Annotated in this window: 16 protein-coding genes; 1 reads left to right on the top strand and 15 read right to left on the bottom strand. The window is 47.8% G+C overall.

Annotated features, from left to right (window positions below; all coding sequences use genetic code 11):
- Nucleotides 1–6: 6 nt before the first annotated feature.
- The 13 genes from ACYVH9_RS25330 to ACYVH9_RS25270 form a co-directional block, all read right to left on the bottom strand.
- Nucleotides 7–3,495, bottom strand: coding sequence for a SusC/RagA family TonB-linked outer membrane protein (locus tag ACYVH9_RS25330; protein WP_460639221.1), 3,489 nt, complete (start codon nucleotides 3,493–3,495; stop codon nucleotides 7–9).
- A 305-nt stretch (nucleotides 3,496–3,800) separates the two neighbouring features.
- Nucleotides 3,801–4,922, bottom strand: a complete 1,122-nt coding sequence (locus ACYVH9_RS25325; protein ID WP_460639220.1) for a FecR family protein — start codon at nucleotides 4,920–4,922, stop codon at nucleotides 3,801–3,803.
- 167 nt (nucleotides 4,923–5,089) lie between these two features.
- A complete protein-coding gene (locus ACYVH9_RS25320) occupies nucleotides 5,090–5,695 on the bottom strand; it encodes an RNA polymerase sigma factor (protein ID WP_460639219.1) in 606 nt (201 codons plus the stop codon).
- 472 nt (nucleotides 5,696–6,167) lie between these two features.
- Complete coding sequence (locus tag ACYVH9_RS25315; RefSeq protein WP_460639218.1) at nucleotides 6,168–7,688, bottom strand: aminotransferase class V-fold PLP-dependent enzyme; 1,521 nt, start codon at nucleotides 7,686–7,688, stop codon at nucleotides 6,168–6,170.
- 379 nt (nucleotides 7,689–8,067) lie between these two features.
- On the bottom strand, nucleotides 8,068–8,832 hold the full coding sequence (locus ACYVH9_RS25310) for a helix-turn-helix domain-containing protein (RefSeq protein WP_460639217.1): 765 nt from the start codon (nucleotides 8,830–8,832) through the stop codon (nucleotides 8,068–8,070).
- Between the two features lie 306 nt (nucleotides 8,833–9,138).
- Nucleotides 9,139–9,876, bottom strand: a complete 738-nt coding sequence (locus ACYVH9_RS25305) for an SDR family oxidoreductase (RefSeq protein ID WP_460639216.1) — start codon at nucleotides 9,874–9,876, stop codon at nucleotides 9,139–9,141.
- A gap of 83 nt (nucleotides 9,877–9,959) precedes the next feature.
- On the bottom strand, nucleotides 9,960–10,826 hold the full coding sequence (locus ACYVH9_RS25300; protein ID WP_460639215.1) for a helix-turn-helix domain-containing protein: 867 nt from the start codon (nucleotides 10,824–10,826) through the stop codon (nucleotides 9,960–9,962).
- Nucleotides 10,827–11,038: 212 nt separating this feature from the next.
- Complete coding sequence (locus ACYVH9_RS25295) at nucleotides 11,039–11,254, bottom strand: hypothetical protein (RefSeq protein ID WP_460639214.1); 216 nt, start codon at nucleotides 11,252–11,254, stop codon at nucleotides 11,039–11,041.
- Nucleotides 11,255–11,408: 154 nt separating this feature from the next.
- Nucleotides 11,409–13,865: a TonB-dependent receptor gene (locus ACYVH9_RS25290; RefSeq protein WP_460639213.1), complete on the bottom strand. Its 2,457-nt coding sequence runs from the start codon at nucleotides 13,863–13,865 to the stop codon at nucleotides 11,409–11,411.
- Between the two features lie 62 nt (nucleotides 13,866–13,927).
- Complete coding sequence (locus ACYVH9_RS25285; protein WP_460639212.1) at nucleotides 13,928–14,581, bottom strand: MarR family winged helix-turn-helix transcriptional regulator; 654 nt, start codon at nucleotides 14,579–14,581, stop codon at nucleotides 13,928–13,930.
- 374 nt (nucleotides 14,582–14,955) lie between these two features.
- Complete coding sequence (locus ACYVH9_RS25280; protein WP_460639211.1) at nucleotides 14,956–15,951, bottom strand: alpha/beta fold hydrolase; 996 nt, start codon at nucleotides 15,949–15,951, stop codon at nucleotides 14,956–14,958.
- A gap of 218 nt (nucleotides 15,952–16,169) precedes the next feature.
- Nucleotides 16,170–16,973, bottom strand: a complete 804-nt coding sequence (locus ACYVH9_RS25275; protein ID WP_460639210.1) for a helix-turn-helix transcriptional regulator — start codon at nucleotides 16,971–16,973, stop codon at nucleotides 16,170–16,172.
- 334 nt (nucleotides 16,974–17,307) lie between these two features.
- Nucleotides 17,308–18,147: a helix-turn-helix transcriptional regulator gene (locus tag ACYVH9_RS25270; RefSeq protein ID WP_460639209.1), complete on the bottom strand. Its 840-nt coding sequence runs from the start codon at nucleotides 18,145–18,147 to the stop codon at nucleotides 17,308–17,310.
- Nucleotides 18,148–18,256: 109 nt separating this feature from the next.
- Here ACYVH9_RS25270 and ACYVH9_RS25265 point away from each other — a divergent pair, with 109 nt between their 5' ends.
- Nucleotides 18,257–19,135 carry a 3-keto-disaccharide hydrolase gene (locus tag ACYVH9_RS25265; RefSeq protein ID WP_460639208.1) on the top strand — a complete coding sequence of 293 codons (879 nt, stop codon included), beginning with the start codon at nucleotides 18,257–18,259 and terminating at the stop codon, nucleotides 19,133–19,135.
- 159 nt (nucleotides 19,136–19,294) lie between these two features.
- On the opposite strand, the gene ACYVH9_RS25260 is transcribed toward ACYVH9_RS25265, so the two are convergent.
- Both ACYVH9_RS25260 and ACYVH9_RS25255 read right to left on the bottom strand, forming a co-directional pair.
- Nucleotides 19,295–19,927: a hypothetical protein gene (locus ACYVH9_RS25260; RefSeq protein ID WP_460639207.1), complete on the bottom strand. Its 633-nt coding sequence runs from the start codon at nucleotides 19,925–19,927 to the stop codon at nucleotides 19,295–19,297.
- Nucleotides 19,928–20,343: 416 nt separating this feature from the next.
- Nucleotides 20,344–21,786, bottom strand: a complete 1,443-nt coding sequence (locus ACYVH9_RS25255) for an outer membrane beta-barrel family protein (RefSeq protein ID WP_460639206.1) — start codon at nucleotides 21,784–21,786, stop codon at nucleotides 20,344–20,346.
- Nucleotides 21,787–21,985 lie beyond the last annotated feature (199 nt).

Genomic DNA, 21,985 nt, shown 5'->3' with positions numbered 1-21,985 from the left:
AACTAATTAATAGTTAATGAGTACAGAAAACAGGTAGGATCTTGTCCCGGGGTTATCAAAATAATCCAGCCCCCTGCCCAGCGAAACCTGCGTATGATTGGAATCCGGGTCTACACCGCGCACCCCAGTCCACAGAAAAAGATTTCGGCCCGATAGCCTGAATTCTACGGATTGTAGCCTGGTTGCTCTGCGGAAAGCTTCAGACTGTACAGTGTAGCCCAAGGATACCTCCCTCAACCTGGTCCAGCTTCCATCCACCACAAACTGTTCCTTGAGTCCACTAAAGCCTCCACCCAGCGTCGTGTAATACGATTCGTCCAACAGCACCTCACCGGCTCCGAGGTCCGCGATATTCCCTCTGACTGTCGTTCCGGCCGGAATCACATTTCCTCTGAAGTTTTTCAGATCCTTGGTCAGCGTCACTTCCTTACCAACATCTTCATGCGTGCCGTGTGAATACATGACACCCCGGGTTCCTTCGAAAAAATCACCGCCCTGGAACGTTTCAAACAGCAGCCCGAGCGAAAAAGATTTGTACGAAAGATTGGCACCGAACCCGCCCCGCCAATCGGGATTGGGATCACCGATTTTAGCATTGGCCGCATTGACGGTGGGAAAGCCGTTCGCATCAAATACCTTGTTACCCTGATCATCACGGGCATAATGCCCCCCCATAAACACGCCAACCGGCTGTCCTTCGAGCGCGTTTATAGTCATAAAGCCGCTTATTCCGCCGACTTGTACAGCGGTGGCACCGGCAAGATTCGTCACGAGGCTACGATTTCTGTTCAGGTTCAAATTGAGCGAAAGCTTAAGATCATTGCGCCTGAATACATCATAATTTAAATCGATATCCACGCCCTTGTTCTGCAAGGTCCCGGCGTTCTGATAAGAGCTGGTAAAACCCGTCGAATTGGGTACGGGCACAGACAGGAGCAAATCGGTTGTCTTGTTTTTGTAGTAGGTAACTTCGGTTCGTAATCTGTTCCCGAAAAACCGCAGGTCGGCTCCTACTTCATATTCTGTTTTTCTTTCCGGCCTCAGCTGATCGTTGCCAAATGCTGCGCTTTGCAGGTAGGAGCCGTTTCCGTAAAGCGAATTACCAGGCACGAACAGGGTTGCTGTCCGGTACGGTGCCGGCTGCACCCCAACCACGCCATACGAAGCTCTCAGCTTTCCGAAAGACAGCCAAGTAGCCTTTTCAAACAATTTCAGTTTTGAAAATTGCCAGGCTACATCGCCGGAGGGGTAGTAAAACGTGTTGTCCGAAGCTTCGCCAAAAGTTGACGCAGCTTCGCCGGCGAAAGAAAAATTAAAGAAAACAGCATCATAAACCGATAATCCAAGCACGGAGTAGGCCCTGGCACTTCTGATGTGCGTTTTGTAGTTGTTCGGATTTCGGTTGATCGTTTGGGCATTTGAAAAATTCCACGGCCCATCGGCAATCAGGAAATCCGTCATTTCTCCCCCCAGGTCGGCATACTTCCGGTCATTCATATTAAATCCGGCAATCAGGTTCGCCGAGAAATTAGGGCTAAAATCATACGCATACCTCCCGATCAGGTCATAATTGAGCTGGTTTTCAAGGATGGTCAGCTCGCTATACCTACCATTTAGATTTACGCCGTCTGCCGCAGCCGAATTAACGGGGAAATAGGTTTGGCGCACGTCCGAAGCGTTATCAATCCCGAACCGGTTAATGATATCAAACCCTTTTACCGGTGTGATCGTCAACTCAGCGCTGCCAATAAACCGGTTGACCGAATTCGGATTTTTTTGCTCGATCATCGTCCACAGTGGATTGTTGTACACCGGGTTGGAACTGTTTCCCAGGTAGTTTCGGTACGACCGTTGCCGGTTGATAATCGGGGCTGCATTCGGGGAGCTGTAATAGCTGCCTTTGTAGTCGGTTATATCAAAATCGGGCGTCATCCGGTAGTAGCCCAAGAGCATACCCGCCGTGTTGTTGGATCGTTGCACGCGTTCCGACCGGATCATCGCATAAGAAGCATGGGTGGAGAGCTTGATGATATCATGAAGCTTACTTTCAATGTTCAGCCGGATCGTGCTCCTCCGGTAATCGCTGTTATGCCTGAAAACGCCTTTCTGGTACACATCACTGAGACTGAACATGTAATTTGAATTGGCCCCTCCACCACTCAGGTTCAGACTGTTATCAACAGCATACCCGTTTCTGAAAACGGCATTGAACTGCTCATTGGCAAAAATATCGCGGGAGTTTTTCTTGATGATGGGATAATACCTGGTGCCCGTCGCATACCCCTCGAAGAACTCCCCGGCTGTATTGACCTCATCGGCCCCACCTGCTCTGGCTTCAATTTTGTCGCCCCAGGCATTGCCAGAGGCTGGGTTGAACTTGCCCTGATCACCCTGACCAAATGCAGTTTGTCTTTTGTGGTAACGGTTTATTTCATCCAGTGAATAGCTCGTTTTGAACGAAATCTTCATTTTATCATTAAAGGAGCCGTTTTTCGTGGTAATCACGATCACCCCGTTTGCCGCCCTGGATCCCCAGAGGGCAGCCGCCGAAGCGCCCTTCAATACCTGAATGGAAGCGATATCATCCGGGTTGATATCATTGACACGCGATTGCTGAACGACACCACGAATATTCGTGCCGCCATGAACCGAGCTGTTTATGGGCACGCCGTCTACGATATAGAGCGGCTGTGATGACCCGGACAAGGTGCTGGCTCCCCTGATCTGGACAAAAGACCCTCCTCCGGGATCACTACCCGACGATCGGCCGATAAACACCCCGGAGGCCTTGCCGGCCATTTTGTTGAGCAGGCTGGTTTCTCCGGAGGCAGCGATGCTTTTATCCGTTATTTTTGAGCTGGCAGAGCCTTGCTTATCAGCTGCTTCTTTAAACCCAAGCGCAGTGACTACGACTGCATCCAGCATTTTGGTATCCGACTCTAACACAATAGTAAAAGTAGTCTGATCCCCAATGGGTATCTCCTTATTGACGTAACCGATGTAGGAGAATTTGAGCGTCACGTTTTCTTCCGGTACCATGATCTCAAAAGCCCCTTCGGTATTCGTAATGGTACCGCGCTGGGTTCCTTTCAGGACCACACTGACGCCCGGGAGCACCTGTCCGCCTTCGTCTTTTACGGTACCTCGGATCGTTCTTTCTTTTCGGAGATGAAAGCCATCCTGCGCTTCGATCGGTGCGGCCTCATCGCGCTTCGACTGGCGTGAAACCTTTTGCAGGATAATCTGCTTACCTTCCAATTTGTACCGGATGTCCGCTTTGATCAGCAGCTCATCCAGCACACCCGAAAGGGGTTGCTGATACGCGGTGATTGTCACCTTTTGGTGAGGAGGTATCAGGTTTGCGCTGTAGGTAAAATGTACCCCCGCCAGCTTTTGAATCTGGTTAAGTACACTGCGTAGTGCTTCGTTCTCTGCCTGGATGGATATTTTCTGATTTAATGCATTTTGAGCGTCTGCCGTCTTGGCAAGGCTCACTCCTGCAAAGAGAAAAATCAGCAAGAATTGGTGTATCGATATTTTCATAATTCTACCTACCAGCCAAAGCATTTGTCTGTGTTTTTCCATAATTTTGATCGTTTTGTCGGAAACTTGAATCGAGTTGAAGGCAAAAAAATCCCGTTCATCTTTGTATAAAGATGTCAATGCGTAGGAGCATACGAGTTTACGGGAAGGGTTGGTGGTGGCTCAAACACCACCAACCCATTTGAAAAAGGAATAAGAGAGATTTATTGCATAGGCATTGATCAGGTTGGGTTAAAAGGCTATTGACAAGGTTTTTTCTATTTATCAGGGGTAAATGCCGAACATCCGCTTCCAGAAATAACAACCCCTCCCCTCATGGGTGTGTAAGTGGCATCAATGGCCTGGCAGATGCTATTGATTCGCTCAAGGAGCGTTTCTCCCCTGAACGAAGTGATGATGCGACAATTGGCAAAAACAGTTTCGTCGAATTCGATTTCAATTCCGTAAATGCTTTCCAGCTCTTTGAATACATCAGTTACCGGGGTGTCTACAAACGTCTGCTCCCGGGCATCGGTTTGTTGACTCCCTCTTTCCAGATCCTTCAAAGCTGCTTTTTCCAGTTGAAGATTTACCCGGTTGAAAACAACCTGCTCGCGTGCGGTGAGCACAATACCCGAACCGGATGGGCTTTTTGCCGTTTTAGGAAGGTCGAATTCACTGGACCGGTGAACGGCTACTTTGCCACTTTGTACACCAACCTTAACGAGGTCATCTTTCGGAAAAGCCGTCACCCGGAAACGTGTTCCCAATACCCGGGTCACCGTTTCACCAGCGTACACCAGGAAAGGTTTGGACCGGGGTGTGACTTCAAAAAAAGCATCCCCAACCAGGGTTACTTTCCGGCTTTCTCCGGTAAATTTTTCAGGAAAATTCAGACTACTTCCTGGAAATAGCGTCACAACACTGCTATCACTTAGCACTAGCGTCTGGTGATGTTGTGTGTTATTATGTTTGGCAACCAGCGCATGGGAAACGGGGGAGGTTGGTCTGGAGTCGTTCCTGCGGTAGAGTGATTTCCAGGCTTCATCAGAGCTCCACCAAAGCAAGCCAAAGCAGGCAACCAGCACTGCCGCAACCCGCCACCAATAGCTGATTCGCAACGGTTTTACCTTTTTGGGAGTTGATTCTGATTCATTCAGTTTACCCACAAGCTGTTCAACCCTGTGCAGAACTTGTTCGTGCGGAAGTTGCGTATGATACCGTTGATGCAGGGTGATTACCATAATCCGCGCCTTTTCGTAGCGTTCCCGATGGTCAGGAGCAATCGCCACCCACGATTCCCAGAATACGTTTGATTCAGGATCGGGGTTGAGGATAGAATTCCGGAAGTAAGGGTCCCGGACTAAATCTTCAATCGTGAAAGCGCTATAATCGTGCATGGAGGCAGTGGGTAGTTAACCGATGAGTCATCTCTTCGAAATAACCCATGGCAACTATACCCTCAAGTTCATGCTTATAGTCTGTTTTGCGCCAGTACATACCCAAAAAAAGTCAAGTTTTTTTTGGGCACACCACCGCTATTCATAAAAAATTGACACACAAAAGGTTATCTCCCGGAGAGATTGAGAAAGGCCGCAATAAACAGGACAATGGTCCAGCTTTCTTTTATTTTCTTTAGCGTGCGGTGAAGCAGGTTGGCCACACTTTGTCGGGTCAGCCCCATCACATGAGATATTTCATCGAATTCGAGCCCCTGGTAAAACCGAAGGTATACGATTTCCCGCTGGCGCTTGGTAAGCGTATTTAAAACAGAATTCAGTTGCCTGATCTGAGCGGTTTCCTCTTCCTTTAAGACAATGTGTGATTCAATTGAAATATCAGCGCCAACCTCAAAAGGCACGTCACGGGGTTCTTTAAAACGCTTTAAGCGGATACTTTCTTTGAAAATTTTGTTCCGCAGAGCCTTAAGCAGGTACGTTTTAACAAAATCCGTTCTGGACAAAAAGGCACGGCGCTCCCATAATTCAAGAAACAGCTCCTGAATACAGTCCGAGATGAACTCATCATCTCGGTTCAGATTGAGCCCATAATTGTAAAGTAACTGGTAATAGTGCAGTGCAAGCTTTCCGAAGGCTTCCTGGTCGCCAGCCCTGAACTTGTCCCACAACAACTCGTGCGAAACCTGGTGAGACAGGTTGGAAGTATCGTTCAACAACTCATGAATAGGGTTTTGCTTTTCAAGATCAGGTTAGCCATGCAATATTAACCATTCATTTTCTATTTCTTTTTTAGGGATCAGTAATTTAACTTGTAATTAAGCCTGCCTTTTTTTATAAAAAAGGCAGGCCGTGCTTTAGGGTTATCTTACAAAAGTGGCCTGTGCCCCGATCAATGCGGTCGTGATTCGGGCTTCAGGATAGAAGCTCATTATCAGCGGGATGTAGATAGATTGTAGACTCGCGTTCAGACCTGTCTGGGTACCTGGTGGCAAATAGGGAAGATTAGTGGGTTTTACAGCCGGAGCTGAGGCCAATGGCCATCACAGTTCGTAGCTGATCAGGGGGTAGTAGCTAACTGACCTTAGCCCTAATCTGGCAAAATATCCAGCTTTTTGGGCTAAGGCCATCAGACTAAATGCAGCACTTTGTAGTGGGGTTTCGTAGATGAAAGTATCTGTACCTACCTCAATGATCAGCGATTGCGCTCAATACGTCGAAGGAAGGTTGAAGATAGGAACGTTCGGGTTTGAACCGGGGTTGACGTTTCTGGAGTAACTCTTTGGCAAATTGAATAAACCGGTACGCATCAGCGAAAGTAGAGATATAGCCAAATGAGATGCGGACGGCTCCCCGGCGTTTACCAATCGTATTAATCAAATCAAAGTAGTCTTTAGCACCCTCTTTGCTAAAGTACTTTTTCAATTCGTCTTCTTCCAGAGCGTGGTTGGTTTCATCGACTCCCGGGTTGCAGAAACAACCGGTTCGTAAGGAAATGTTCCGGGCATTGGCTAACGTCTCGATCTGGGTGAAATCGTACATGTATCCTGCCTCGTCAAAGAAATTCATAGCAATCGTGCCACCCCGCTTGTGGGTATCCTGCGGACCATAGACCTTAATCAGGGGCTGACCATTCGGATGCTGAAGCGCATGGAGTTGCTGGAGCGTCCAACCGGTCAGGCAGGCGATTCGTTTTCGTATGCTATCGATGCCCACCGATTTGATGTGTCGCAAACCGGTTTCGATGGCCGGAATCGCCAGATAGTTGATGGTACCATCTTCAAACCTAGCGTGATTTTTGTCGTAATAAAATCCATCACCCTGCACGGACACAATGGTAATGGTGCCGCCGGCAAACCAGGGTCTTTGTAACTTCTCAAACGCCTTTCGCCGGACGAGCAAACACCCCAGTCCCGTCGGATACCCAATAATTTTGTAGAAGGAAAGGGATACAAAGTCGGGCTGGTGCTGACTTAGGTCCAGCTTGTCGGCTGGTGCAAAGGCGGCCGCATCGAGCAACACATCCCAGCCTTGCTGCTGGGCAATCGTGATCCACTCCAGATCATGCTTGACACCGGACACATTCGATTGAGCCGGGAATGCAAAGAGTTTGTTTTGGCCGGCAACCGGCTGGGCCAGGTTATCCATCAGCTCATCTTTGTTGATCCTAAGGTCAACTTTTTGAATTGGACTGTAGGTAAAGGAGGCTCCCTTTTTCCGGGCAAACTCCCGGATCCCATTGACCGAGTTATGATTATCAAAGGTGAGCAACAGCTGATCGCCGGTTTGAAAGGGATAAGACTCCCCCAGTAATTTCAGCGCACCGCTGGCGTTCTGCGTGAAAATACAGACGTATTCTTCCCGATTGGTATTCAGGTAGTGCAATACATAATCTCTGGCTGATTCTGTAACGGCCGTGGAGTAATTTGAGGTGGGATTCGAGGAATGTGGATTGCCGAATACCTGTTGCTTCAATTGTTGGGAGTGCTGGTCAACCTGCTGTTGGGTGTACAGTCCCGCGCCGGTAAAATCCAGGTAGATGTGTCCATGCTCGTCAAGTCTTGCAAATTCCCGGTCTCGTAAGGCGTCTAAATGAGTGGTACTTTTAAAAGCCGGGTAGGCACTCAAAAAGTCGGCATACGCATTGACAAAAGCATCATCAGCACGTTTTTTTTTGCTCTTGAAGAAGGCATCTAACAGTGTTTTCATGGAGAGAATCAAATAAGGTTAACAGGTAGGATTGCCCCCTTCAATGGTTTAGAACGGGGCAGGAAATTGTCAATTGAAAATTTCGGTGTTGGCTTTACTTTTTAGCCATTAACGGTTTGGCTTACCTGGCTGGCATATTGGCTTAACCACGCGTTTCCCAGCGAGACAGTAAAACCTTTGTCAAGCAGGTTGCGCCGTAAAAAACCACGGGTGACTGGAGAAATAGAATGCAGTGGGCGATGGCGGCTAACCTGACTTTCTTTACAAAGGGTTCGCCTTATTCGTTTAATGATCAACATAAGACTTCGTTCGGAATAGACATTCTGGTTGTGGCAAAGGTCTAATCCAAAAAAAGCCGGTACTTGTAAAAAATCGTTTTTTATGGGAAGCGTTTAAAACTTTCGGGCGACTCCCCCGTGAAGAGTTTAAAGTCTTTGCTAAAATGAGCCTGATCGAAAAAATTATTCTCAAAGCAAAGGTCCATCAGTGACTTGGGACCGTTCAACTGATTCAGAACGGCATTGAACCGTACAATAGAAGCAAATTTTTTGGGGGTTGTACCGACCAACTTTCGAAATCGTTTTTCGAAAGGGCTTTGGCTAATCATCAATTGTTGATTGAGCTGGTGGATTCGGATGGCTCCTTTGGACTGATGAATGAGCCTAACGGCTTCCATAATGAGCTTATCCTCCGGCTTATCGTTTAACTGGGACAGCAGAAAGTGCTCAATAACCGTGATGCGTTGCGGATCGGTTAGCGCAGCCGCTAATTTTTCTTGGGTATCGCGGACTGTTTGCCGATCAAAAAGATCTTCAAGGGGCACACTTAAATTGAACAGCTCATTGGCTGGACATGCCGAAAAGTGCGCCAGCCCCAATTCGGTGAAATAGACCAAAATGGTCCCAATATGTGCCGAATTAGAAAACAGCTTAACTTGATTGGCAATGCCCGAAATACCGGCAGTAGCTAAATTATCTTCAAAACCCGTCTTCCCGGTTTTCAACTTTCCGCCATACTGAAAACCAATCACCAGGCTGGTAGAGGGAAACACTTTGTAAACACTTTCCTGCGTTTGTTCAGAAATGACAAAATGGCTGATGAATGGCTTCAGCCGATCAATGGGAATAACTTTGTCAAAGCGCATGGGAAGCTCAATTCGTATAGGTAAAGATACTACTTCAGCTTATATTGTACTACTGCCCGTTTTCAAGACCAGAATTCAGCTTTTGACGATGAAAAGCTATGCTCCGTTTTCTGGAGCCTGGCAGCTTGGTAACGACTGCTGAGCTAAGCCTTCTATTGCTTCGTCGCCCAGGGCGGCCTGGGGATGTACAAGATTGGAAAAACCGTTTGTCGGGGAAGAGACCATCCGGCGGTAAACTAAAATGTCCCATACCGGCCGCAGAGACGGGCATGGGACGATTAAAAATAGACGCGATCCTTGACGCTTTCACCAAGGGCACGTTGCCGGTTCGGGAAAATACTCCTCGCTGAAGAATTTTCCGGTTGGCCCATCTTGATCGATCATAGCATATTTCGTAATCCGTTTCCCGGCCTGTTCCACGGTGCTACTCCCTTGAAATCCTGTAAAATCAGTCTGGGTATACCCTGGACATACGGCATTGACTTTAAAGGAAGTATCCCGAAGTTCATACGCCAGATTGATCGTGTACATATTCAGGGCTGCCTTTGAAGACTGATACACAACATACCTGGGGGGATAAGCGCTATTGCTAAGATCGGCAGCTAAGTTTAGCGAAGCCATAGACGTGCTTACATTGACAATACGGGGTTCGGGCGACTCCTTTAATAAATCATAAAATGCCTGTGTAACCCTCGCCACACCAAATAAATTGGTGTCAAACACGGCTTTAAACTGATCAATGCTCGAGCCGAGCGCTGATTGTTCCAGATCGCCCGAAATACCGGCGTTATTGATGAGAACATCCAGGATTGGCGTTTTAGAACCAATCAATTCCCGAGCAGATTGGATCGATTTCTCATCGGTGACATCTAACTGGATGGCTTCAATATGGCGGAGGCCCACAGCGTTCAGTTCTTCAATCAATGATCGACCGCGATCCAGAGAGCGACTGCCCAGATAAACGTAAAATCCATTTTTGGAGAGTTGTTTGGCTACCTCAAGGCCGATGCCCCTGGTGGCGCCTGTAACGAATGCTGACTTCATCTTAATCAACTTTTTTAACGTGATCAAGCAAAAGTAAGCAGCAAGAAACCGGTGCAGCTGGACAAATCGCCTTAATCTGAGGACTAATCCCGCAAGCCTGTCGAAAATTCTCTGACACTCTTGCCCGTTCTTTTTTTGAAGAGTCGTGAAAAATAACTGGGGTCATTGAATCCCAGGTCATACGCGAGTTCCTTCACCGAAACGGTGGAATACCGAAGCTGGCGCTGGGCTTCCTGGATGACCCGGTTAGTAATCCACTCTTTGGGTGAAACGCCGGAAGACGCCTTGACAACCGTGTAAAGGCTGCTGGTGGTCATTCCCAGCTTACTGGCAATAGCGTCCACACTTGGCTGCTCCGTCAGGTCGTTTTCTACGGCAAGCTTGAATTCGATATACTTTGCATTCTTTGGATTTAACCAGGTATCCTGATTTTTACCCTCGAAGTAGGCGCTGTTGAATTCGGTGAGCAAGGTGTTTAAATGCGCCAGGATAATGTCCGCATGGATGCGCTTCCCGGAAGAGTGAAGCAGATGAAACAAGAGGGAAAAAATTGCCTTCACTCGCTTTTTAGCATCAGGATCAAACGTCATGACGTTTGAATGAAATGGATTGAGTAGAAAAGGGTAAGCGTGTGGAAGCATCGTTAGGGTGCGCTCATCGAATCCTATCTTGTAGTGCTGGTTCTTTTTTTTGGGAGTTTGATTAGAAAAAATCTGATTGGGTAATCCAAACACCACCTGACCATCAGTGATCGTTACTTCTTCCAGGTCTGTCTTAAAGGTTTCCGACCCGTGATCCATAAACACAAAATAGTAATAAGATAGCTTGTGGGGTTGAAGTAGCTTGTCGAGAGCATCTCCTGGAAGTTCGATCAAACAGTTTTCATTCACCGTAATCGCTACTTTATCATGGTGCTTAATCTGGTCAAGCAATCCTTTCGTTTCTTGCACGTCCGTTCGTCTGTTTTTGGGGGATAAACAGTAAAAAATGTTTTATCGTGCCCGAGACGAAAGAACAATAAAAACCCCGGTGGAATTGGGCGCTAGCGGATGCCTTGTTACAAAAACCGTAGCGAAGATTTTTCATCGCGCTCTGTCTTTATTGCTTAAATTCAGTCATTTTAAACGGCTCCCAATTTACGCCAATTTTTGAATTTTGTGCCTCAAGCTTTAAGCAGGAGGTCCTGAAGGTTCTCCTGGCAAATACGCCGACGGTTTTTCAGGTTGGTCAGTTGTTTTCTGTGCGCTTGCAGGGTATCAAGAACACAAAAGGCCGACTGAAAATAAGTACTTTGCTCCATTTTCGAAATGGCCGTTTGCAAGGTTAAAATCTCACTGCGGAGCCTGGTAATGGATTCTTCCTCATGCTGCTTTTCCATCATAACTTTCTCTTTCCTTTATCCTGCTCAATTAGCTAGCGGACCGGGTATTCGGCCCAGCAATGGACCCACTAGCACCACCCATTCAGAGGGCTGGCTTACCCGAACTTTCTAGGCCAGGTTGGTGGTAAAAAACAGTCTGTATGGTGTTCTTTTAAAATTCCACAATGAAACCGAGGGTCGGTGTCACGAAGGGATCGGCATTCTTTAGCACCGCGGGAAGTCCGTTTTGGCCGTCAGATTGCAACGGTTTTCCATCCGTAGTGAGGTATCCGGATCCATCGGGGGCGCGGCTCAATACAAACTCAGGATAGCCGGGCGTGGGCAGCACCAAAGCGTTCTGCACATCGAAGAACAGATCGATGGTCTTGTTTCGGAAGTTCCACTTTTTGTCAATCCGAAAATCGAACTGGTTTAAGGCAGGTAACCGAAGTGTGTTTACCCGACTGAAGTCCAGTACACCCTCACCCAATGTCAAAAAGTTGCGCTGCGATTGCGCCAGGTCGAAGGGTGTGTAGGGAGCCCCACCTGCATAGCGGTATTTCAATCCCATCTCCCATCCTCGCCGGAATTTGCGCCCCAGCAGGCCCGAAAACAGGTGCCGGTTGTCCCAGGCGGACGGCCGCAATTTTCCATCAAGACCAGAAAACTCCGAGCGTACATAGGTGTAGGAGGCCACCACAAAGAGATTTTTGACTAACTTTTGCTGAAAAAACACTTCCATGCCATAAGCGCGGCCCCGGCCCGTGCTCGTGACGGCCTCATTACCAATGGCGTTGAAGTTATTGCCCAGATTAGCCAGTGAGATGCCATCCCGCACTGATACAGGATAGCGGCTATACTGTTTGTAAAATCCTTCTACCGTCAAGCGAGTCGTGGTTTTCGGCAGGAATTCAACCCCGGTTACAAAGTGATTGGAAGCAATGTAATCGACGTTTCGATTAACCAGTTGGCCTACCTCATTGCGAAAGCCCAACACCGTGTAAGTGGGTATTTTAAAATAGCGCCCCACGGAAGCATTCAGGTTCCAGCGCTCATTGAGGGCGTAGCTCAAAGATAAGCGGGGTGAAAGCGTTCGCCATACGTTCAACCCCTTGTCCGTAAAGGTGTTTCCGTCAGACCGTACCCCCGCCGACACGCCCAGTCGATTGCTCAGAAACGAGCGACTCACCTGTCCAAACAGCCCAAAGCGGGCAAAACCAATGGCCGAAACGGATTGCAGCTGCAAAGCGGGTGTTAAAACGGTGCCCAGTGAATCACGTACCTCATTACGAAGCCGGGCCTGGAAATCATTGGTAAACTGTACATACTGGGTTACGAACCCAAATGCGTAACGCCAACCGTTGATGAACTGATTGACATCCAGGCGTAGCTTGTTTTCCGTTTCCCGGGAACGGGTTCGCAGCACCCGGGCCGATTCATCACCGGTGCGTCCATCTTCGAACCGGTCGAGGGCGTTGTCAAAGGCGTTGCGGCTTAAAGCAATATTGAGATACCCGTTTGACAACAGCCGCCGGAGATTCAGCCCACCGGTGTAATTCCACTGGTTGATCAAGGGACTCCGCCGGATAACAAATTCCTTGTCGGGCGTTGTCTGGCGGGGCACGCCGAAGCGGAACTCATCAATGGCCCCTACACCAATGGCTGTCAGAGTCGTTTTCTTGTCCAGACGGTGCGTAATTTTGGTCTGGAAATCCCAATAATTGGGCCGAATGGGTAGATCGAGTAGCTGAAAGAAGTACTGAAGATACGACCGCCGGGCGGAAGCCAGAAAAGTAGTATTGCGGGCCAGGGGTCCTTCGGCTGTCAAGGCCGCTTCCGTGCCGCTGAGCCGGAAATTTCCCTGCAGGCGGTTCGGATTTCCTTCCCGCTGCCGAAACTGAAAAACCGATGCCAGCGCGTTGTCGTACCGGGCATCAAAACTGCTCGAAGACAGCGTGACATCTTCGATAAAGGAGACGTTGAGAATGCCTTGTGGGCCACCCGTGCCACCTTGGGTCTGGAAATGGTTAATCACCGGAATCTCAATACCATCGAGATAAAACACATTTTCGTTGGGCGCTCCACCCCGAATAATGATGTCATTGCGCAGCCCACCCACCGAGCCGCCTACGCCAGGTAAGGTCTGAATGACTTTGGAAATGTCAAAATTCCCCCCCGGGTTGGTCTTGATCTCCTCTGTCGTCAGCCGCTGAATGGAATTTGGCGTACTGATTGTCGAAACAGCCGCCGTTGCACGGTTGGTCGTGACAACCACTTCCCCTAGCTGCTTGCTTTCTTCATCTAGCTCAAAATTGATTTCGTTGGCGTTCCCCGACGAGACAACGATATTAAACTTTTGCGCTGGTTGATAGCCAACGTAGGTAGCTCGAAGGTTGTAACTACCCACGGGCAAAGCGAGTTGAAAGCGACCATCGGTGTCGGAAGTGGTGCCCATCGGCTGACCCGTTGGCTGGGTAGCGTTGTCGACCTGCACCGTTACTCCCACGAGCAATTCTTGGGTGCTACGATCCCGAATACGACCATTAATGACCCCGGTCGACGGGGATTGGGAGAAGGTCAAAAAGGGGAAGTAAACTAGTATAACAATGCAGAATCGTAAAAACCTCATTTCAAATAGTGTAATTTTGCACTAATAACACTAAAAAAAGAAATAGGTTATACAATAATGTACTATTTTTTTTCTTGTATGTGTTCTAACAGTGTGTCGAGGGATTCGTTGCGCTCACTGAGAAAGATGGGATTGTGAAAGTGATGTAGCTTGCTCAACAGGTAGACCAGGTGATGTTTTTCCGTAAGTGTCAGGTTACCGCCTACCAGTGTCGCAACCTGACTCATCCTCGGCATAAGGGCAAACATCACCTCCCGCCCCCGATCGGTTAGTTTCAACCGCTTTGAACGGCGGTCGTCGGGATCATCAAACTGTTCTATCAACCCATGAGCCAGCAACCGCCGAAGAACCTCGGTGCCCATGGTTTTTTCGTGAATATTACGCTCGATTAGTTCTGTTTTGGTGGGCAAATTTTCATTTTTCAGCAGTATCACCAGATAAGTAAAGTCGTCCAGCGTCGTAAGGGGCGAATCCTCAATGACTTTTTTGCTGTACAACCGGGTGTAGCGGTACAGATACGAGACCATTATGCCAATGAGGGTATCGGGTGATACGGCTCCCTTAGCATCACCCTCCAGGGAAGGATTAGGTCTTGATGCGGTTTCGTTCAACAACCAGGCGGCAAAGCTGGCTACCGTTTGTTGCTCGGGATCGGTTATATCCTGCTCAAACGACTCGGCATAGTTGAGTAGCTGCCTTAGTAATTGATAGTTCATAGTGGTATGGCCTGGGGCAAACCAGTCTGCCCGCATTGTTTGGTGCTTTACAAATATAGTATGTTCTTGTACCAGTTCGGATAAGGTGCTGGGATTAGCCGATGAAGGTTTATATGCGTTGTAGGAAATCGGACCCGTTGCCTACAAACCACTTATTTCCTTTGGATTTACCGTTTACTAACCAAAATTTCCGGTACAATACCTTTCAAAAAGTCCATCCACTCAATAATCCCGTATGCATGGTAGCCCGAAGAACAGGGATTTTTGATGTGGCCCTCCAGCCCAGTTGTAGGACGTTGAGTTGGGAGCAATCATTTGGTGGATGAACGTATCATAACCCTCGGACTGTGGTGAATGTGAAGCCTATCCCCAGGTTACTGTGTGGCTTTCTGGGCATTTTTAATGATAAGATTGGTTAGCTGACCCGTTACCTGCTCAGGCAGATCGTGTCCCATGCCATCAATCAATTGAAAAACCGCTCCTGGTACCGTATCTGCAATATCTCGACCAGCTTCAACCACCACAATTGGGTCTGCACTACCATGAATGACCAGGGTAGGAACGTTGATGGTCTTAAGTTTGTCCTGCCGACCCGCATAGAAGCCCGCCAGGGAAACGGCACCGTGCCGATGTAAAGCATCTGGATAGTATGATCGTTGAACCGCCTGCAATACCCGCTCCCGGGCCTGGGATTCCGTTACGGGATATGTGGGTCCCGACAGGATTTTCATCGACTGTATCTCCCGATTAATGTAAGCCACTGTATCAGAAGCAGGCCCGGGGGGCGGTATTTGACTGACAAGGTCCGTCTTGGCCACCAACGGAAACGTTGGTTTACCTCCACCGGCCATGATACTGGTCAGCGACAATGTATGTCCCGGGTGGTTGTAGGCAACCCGCTGGGCAATCATGCCGCCCATAGACACCCCAACGATATGTGCTTTTTTTATACCCAATGCCTTCAGCAAACCCACGGCGTCGGTGGCCATGTCATCGAGGGTGTACGGCAAGGGAGGGGTTTTCTGTTCTGCCAGTGCTTTTCCAATAGCCGCAAAATCGGGTAGACCAGCCTGATGAAACTTGGTGGACAGGCCAACATCCCGGTTATCAAACCGAATAACCCGGTAACCCCGGTCAACCAACTGCTGACAAAAATCAACAGGCCAGAATGTCAGTTGGGAATTCGTGCCGGCAATCAACAGAATCGTTGGCGCTTTGCGCGGTCCCTGGCTTTCGTACGCAATCCTGACGGTTCCTACGTGTACTTCCCCTTTTTCTATTTTGGTAGTATTTGGACCTGAACTCCGGCACCCCGTCATGAAACCAATGATCAGCGTAAGGCAGGTAAGGTATTGAACGCTCATTTTCATAACTATATAGGAATGAACTGCTGCTGTACGAGCACGCAGTGGTTGTCTACAAAAGTTGTAATTGATAATCGTTAGACTGATCGGTTGGCTTAAAAACGGATTGTCCCTTTGGCAATCGGTTAGCCGCCTTCACTTTCCGAATTGATTGGCAAATGTATTGAGTCCGTTTTGGCCAAAATAGAATAAATCCGACATCATGGTTTTTTACAAAAAGTGGTTCAATTTACCAGCACGAAGGAAGAGCTGTCCCTTCCCAATGTTTCTTTTGCAATGAACTGTTTGGGGGTAAAACCCGAGAACTCTTTGAACTCCCGAATGAAGTGTGAGTGATCGGAATAGCCAAGGTCACAAACGATGTCCAGACTATCGACCACCATCCCCTTTAAACGGTGCAATGCCTGCTCAAACCGAGTCAGTCGCAAGTAGGTTTTAGGCGAAACACCCACAGACCGTTTGAATAACCGTTCTAACTGCCGCTCCGAAACGCTGTGCTGTTTAAGAAGCTGTTGCACCGACCAGTACTGTTCCATCGGAGCGTGCCACAGGCTCTGCTGAACTAGCGCGTTTACAGTGACCTGCTTATTGAGCTTTTCTATTAAATAGTGCGAAAGAATGACGACTCGCTCGTAATGATTGGCGGCTATGTTTAACCTATCATTTAAGTTTGTCGGATGCAAATCACACAAATCGGGTAACTCATTAACCAGCTCATGGGCGTCAATACGAAAAAGCGAATGCAAAGCATGAGGGTAAAAACTTACGCCAACGTGCGCATATTGTCCTCCAACTGTATATGTCGTCTTCTGAATATCAATCCCACTGAGGTATGTGGCCGGGAGCGCCTGTCCAGATTCCGTTTTGATGGGGGCAAAATTCTCAATATCCTGATAAATCAACCTGGGGTACCGATCCGCAAAACTTTCAATGGCCACCTCCTGATGATGGCTATTCAGTTCGTAAATCCAGAAATACCTTACGTGGCGTTGAAGAACAGCAGGAGGAGCTAGTACGTGGTATCCCATGCAACCGGTGCATTTAAAAATCGAAATGACTTGTAACCTTAATTATTTCTAAAGTGATCGTAAACGGTTGAATAACCTGCTGTTTCAATGCAATTAGTCCGGAAGCAAGTTAGTGATTGAACATAAATAATAGAAGGAGCGCTCGCGATATATCATCCCCTTAACCAGCACATATTGCACTAACGGTTTTAAAATTAGTGGTAATTCCAACTCGTTGAATTCGCTTGCTCAAGCAGGATTATGACAACGGTTTTCCAGCCATCAGCGGCCTGATTTGTTACAGCATGGTTGTTTTAAAGATTGACAACGGATAGTTACCAGTTCAAATGATGGTTTATTCATTTCTGTTGCGTAGGGCGGATGGTGTGACCCCTGTATATTTCTTGAATTGCTTACAAAAATGACTTTCATCCGTATAGCCAAATTCATCCGCAATCTGAGCCAGGGTCAAAGGACTATACAGTAAACGGGCCTCAATAAGCTTGATTTTGTGTTTGATGATATACTGCTTCAAGGATTCGCCGGTCTGTTTTTTAAAAAAGATGCTGATGTAGGCCGGTGCATAATGAAATGCATCCGCCAGGCTTTCAACACGTAGTTTTTGAGGCTGGTAAATGTGTTGACGAATATAGAGAAGAATGGCCTCTACCGAATGATGCAATAGGGGTCTGGTCGCTGTCTGATCAAACAGATTTCGAGCCAGAATCATCAGGATACTCCGCATCAGGCTGTCTCGAATAATGACGAATTGAGGTGACTGATGTCGTTCATATTCTGCCTCTAATACCATCAGCAGGGCGTGCAGTTTCTGCTTCTCCCGGTTGTCCAGCACAATAGAGCCACGACTCTGTGACGAAGTGGTCAACAGGGTTTTGATAATCGGCTGCCAGGTGCTGTCTTTTTCTTCAATGGAATGGTTGTAGATCGATTCATTGAAACGAATGAAGCAAAACTCGGTCAGTTCCTCAATAGCAAATTCATGGAAATCCTGTGGTCCTAAAAGAAACACATCGCCCTCGGTATAGGAAAATGCATTGCCGTTGATGTGATGAATGCCCCGGCCTTTGAGGATAAAAATGATTTCGAAGTAGGTGTGGGTATGGACCGCATGCATCCAGTTTGTTGCTTCGAAATGGTAGATATTAAAAGGAGTATGGAGGATGTACCGTTTCATGCGCTCGCTAAAGCTATAAATCTACCAATAAAGAATGGATTTTTACAACTCGATCCATTATCTCCCCACTTAGCTTTGTCCTTGTATTGTAGGTTATCTAAAGCAATCCATGAAATACGCTCTTCTAATATTGACCGGTTTTTTAGGGATCACGTTGTTTTTCTCATTTTCGGCCCACAATGAATCCGACGAATGGGTTTCCTTACTGGACCCGAACCTAACCCAGTGGGAATCTTATCTCAGCTACGCCCACAAATCCGACTATAATGGAAAGATACCAACGGATGCATCGGGCAAACCGATTCCCCCGATAGGGTATAACAAAGACGAAACGCATGTTTTTTCCGTCTTAAAAGACCCCAGCGGCCCCGTCTTACGGATCAGCGGTGAGCAGTACGGGTGCTTGTTCACCCGGAAGTCCTACGAAAATTACCATCTCATGCTCGAAGTGAAGTGGGGAGAGAAAAAACATGAGCCTAGAAAAAGCAAATTGCGCGATTCAGGCATTCTCTATCATTCCATTGGCGAAGCGGGTGTTGAATATTGGCGATCCTGGATGCTTTCGCAGGAATTTCAGATCATGGAAGGGCATATGGGTGATTTCTGGTGCCAGGCTAACTCCGCCATCGATATCCGTTCTTTTCCTTCTGAGGGCATTATGAACCGGGTAGCGGATGAAAAACAACCCTTCGCCCCATTCAAGGGAAGCGGTGATTACTACTGCGTCCGGTCCGCCAATTTCGAAAGTCCAGCGGGTGAATGGACCAAACTAGAGCTGATTTGCTTTGAAGGAAAAAGCCTCCATCTGGTCAATGGACACGTAGTGATGGTTCTGAAAGACTCCCGTTATATCAAGCCCGATGGCCAGGAAGTTGCCATGAGGCAGGGTAAAATCCAGTTACAGAGTGAAGCGGCTGAAGTTTTTTACCGAAACATTCGCATCAAGCCTCTGAGCGCTATGCCAAAAGCGTATGCGGGCTTGTTTTGATGCCCGCATCCATTCATAAATTTACACGAACTCGCTGAGCCTGTTCAGGGAAATCCGCCATGTTACCCGTTTTACCCGTTTAAGCCTCTTCATTGATTTTCGCGAGCAACAAACAGACTGCGAATGAATTCGGAAAAGCTAACTGTAAATAGATAGAGACTAGGATTCTATCATATATAGCCGTATCGATGGCAGACTCAATAAGTTGAGCAGGACCAAAGCCATCAGTCCATCAATGGCCTGGTATAAAATGCGGTAGCCGATCAGCCATACAATTGCCCCCGTCCACAGGAGTAATAACACCCCTAAACCTACAGAGGCCGCCCAAGCCCAATGATAGCCACACCCTTTTAATACCTGCTCGGCCATAGGCGATTTTAGTTTGACCCATAAGCAATAAGCCAGGTAAAAGGGAGCCAGTCCAAACATGGACACAATAAACAGACCGGGGCCCAAGAAACTTCCCCCGGGCAAATCGGTTAAAATAGAGGAAGATACGCCAAGTGTCCTTCCACTTGGATCCAGAATCAATTGGCCTCCACCCTGTATACCACCCACACCAAGTACCACCAGAAGCACAATTAAGAGATAAAAAGCAGCCGGTCGGGCGGCTTTCACCTTGAAAATGGGCGCGTTTATCATTGTGCATTTTTTATTGCAAGTAAACAAACGGGCGGTGAATAGGTTCGAACTTTTTAACTTTTCACGGAGCGTTTTTTTGATGACACCCACCACCTGGGCTAAATAAATTATCTTTTCAATACGCTGGATAAGTCCCTTGATATCAATCAAAGAAGTGCATTCCGACCGTTGAACGAAGCGTGGGGCAAGTGAGTGTATTTCGAAGTTATGACTAGCATTGATTTTATTACTATGCTAACTCAAGCCTTTATATTCATTCCGGTCACTGCCATGCTGGGTAAGTGTCCAGTTAATTTTATTAGCGAATTCACTACGAGTTATTCATGCCAGCCGATCCATGGAACGGGTGGCAGGTTTAATCCGTGACGGGTTCGGCAGGTATGCGTCAGCCAGTGGCTATCAAATAGGCCTGAACGTAGGCATACTGTCCGGCAAAACTACATTACCCCAACGGCAATGCATGAAGTTTCGTTTATCTTGTATTAAAGAGCGTTTTCTTGAGAATAATTGAAGGACCATTTCGCAAAAACTTAATGCTACACAAGCCTAATTTCTGGCGGTCATTCTTACTTTAGACGGTCTACTTCTTCCGGGTCCGTGTCTCGTTTATTCGTTAAAACAACCTTTGATCGGCCAAACGTGTAGTTAAAGGTGATTCGCCAAGTCCGGCTCTGCCACTTTCTTAGCGTCTCCTGTTGGACCGATCCATAGTAATAACTAGCCTTATATCGGTCGCTGTAAAAAAGATCGTTTCCATTTAAGGCAATAAAGCCTTTTCCTTTAGCAATCACTTTTTTTAGCCCCACCGAGACGGTACCCAATGAATAGAGTTGCGACAGTTCATACAAACTAGGAGAATCATATTTAGCCAGTAACGAGGCAGACCAGCCCTTTTTGAATTGCCAGTCGGAACTGACTTGAGCAGTCCAGCTCCACTGTCCTTGCTGAGTCGGTACGACAATGTGATTATATAAAGCGGCTAGATCGGTGCTGACAGACCAACTCTTGGCCAGTTGCAAGGCTTGCCCGGTGGCGATGTACCAGGTTTGGAGTCGGCCAATACTCTGGGGGCGGGATTGGTTAACTTGCCGCAGCGAATCATAAGCCAATACATCCAGCGTCGCGTCCTTCATCTGGATGAAGTTGACCGTCAAGAGCCGGGTATTTTTGAGCAGATAATTAAGCTCTCCAATATGAGCTAGAGCCGGATTGAGTGCTGGATTGCCGGCCACCTCATTGTAGGCATCCGTATAGTACGTGAAGGGGTTTAGATTCATATACACGGGCCGGATGAGACTTCTCCGGTAGGAAAATGTCACTTGATGAGCCCCCAATTGGGTCGTTAGCGAAGCCGATGGAAAAACATACCCATACTGACGATTGACCACCTGACGCGTGGGATCAAAGCCCACCGTATGTTCATAGCGCAATCCCGTTTTTAGGTCTACCCGTTTGAAGGGTTTGTGAATGGACACATAGGCGGCCTGAATCCGCTCGCGATACGTGAACGCATTCGAATACCCCGGTAAAGGAGGCTGATTGAGGCCTAGCAGCGAATCCAGACTCACCAAACTAGCGTTGGTGACATAGCTAGCTTTGACGCCCGCTTCCAGCAGGGCAAACCTTGTTTTTTGGGTCCAATCGACTTTAAGCGCACGGACGGCGGATGACCGAAATTGATCTTGGCTCGAATCAAATTTAGAATCGGGCGCTCCGCTGGCAACATAGGTGTTGCTAAACTCATCCTGTTGGCTTGCTTCATGGCGGTAATAGTCTCCATCGATGGACAAGCTGTAGCTAAGCGTATCCAACGTCCAGACATAAAACAAGTGCAGAGCCTGGCTCTTGGCTTGCGCCTGGTTAGCGCGCTGCAAGTGAACCCGTAACGGGTTAGCGCCACCGATCTGAGCTAATTGACCATCCGTTAGACCGCTCGTCCATCGGTGCATGCCCTTACCATCCAGGCCAATTACGTGCTTGGGTGCGAACTGGTGGCTGACGCCCAGCATACCCGTCAGATCCGTTGGCTTAATGAATTGACGGCTTTCTTGATGAAAGCGACTGCCCGCTGCTTGTCGGGCCTGTCTTAGCCCCTTAAATAGTTGGAGACAAAATCTAAAAAGGATTTGTCACTAACTTTAAGGAAATGAAGAAAGAAAAACGAGTTTTTACTCCCGAACACCGGGAATCAATCCTGAAAGAAGCCGC

The sequence above is a fragment of the Larkinella harenae genome (assembly GCF_054780515.1).
This window is presented reverse-complemented; position numbering and strand designations above follow the sequence as displayed.

Excerpts from the sequence above, each read along its gene's own strand:
- ACYVH9_RS25325 (WP_460639220.1), bottom strand. The coding sequence starts at position 4,922 with ATGCACGATTATAGCGCTTTCACGATTGAAGATTTAGTCCGGGACCCT.
- ACYVH9_RS25315 (WP_460639218.1), bottom strand. The coding sequence starts at position 7,688 with ATGAAAACACTGTTAGATGCCTTCTTCAAGAGCAAAAAAAAACGTGCT.
- ACYVH9_RS25310 (WP_460639217.1), bottom strand. The coding sequence starts at position 8,832 with ATGCGCTTTGACAAAGTTATTCCCATTGATCGGCTGAAGCCATTCATC.
- ACYVH9_RS25305 (WP_460639216.1), bottom strand. The coding sequence starts at position 9,876 with ATGAAGTCAGCATTCGTTACAGGCGCCACCAGGGGCATCGGCCTTGAG.
- ACYVH9_RS25295 (WP_460639214.1), bottom strand. The coding sequence starts at position 11,254 with ATGGAAAAGCAGCATGAGGAAGAATCCATTACCAGGCTCCGCAGTGAG.
- ACYVH9_RS25290 (WP_460639213.1), bottom strand. The coding sequence starts at position 13,865 with ATGAGGTTTTTACGATTCTGCATTGTTATACTAGTTTACTTCCCCTTT.
- ACYVH9_RS25285 (WP_460639212.1), bottom strand. The coding sequence starts at position 14,581 with ATGAACTATCAATTACTAAGGCAGCTACTCAACTATGCCGAGTCGTTT.
- ACYVH9_RS25280 (WP_460639211.1), bottom strand. The coding sequence starts at position 15,951 with ATGAAAATGAGCGTTCAATACCTTACCTGCCTTACGCTGATCATTGGT.
- ACYVH9_RS25275 (WP_460639210.1), bottom strand. The coding sequence starts at position 16,973 with ATGGGATACCACGTACTAGCTCCTCCTGCTGTTCTTCAACGCCACGTA.
- ACYVH9_RS25270 (WP_460639209.1), bottom strand. The coding sequence starts at position 18,147 with ATGAAACGGTACATCCTCCATACTCCTTTTAATATCTACCATTTCGAA.
- ACYVH9_RS25265 (WP_460639208.1), top strand. The coding sequence starts at position 18,257 with ATGAAATACGCTCTTCTAATATTGACCGGTTTTTTAGGGATCACGTTG.
- ACYVH9_RS25255 (WP_460639206.1), bottom strand. The coding sequence starts at position 21,786 with ATGCTGGGCGTCAGCCACCAGTTCGCACCCAAGCACGTAATTGGCCTG.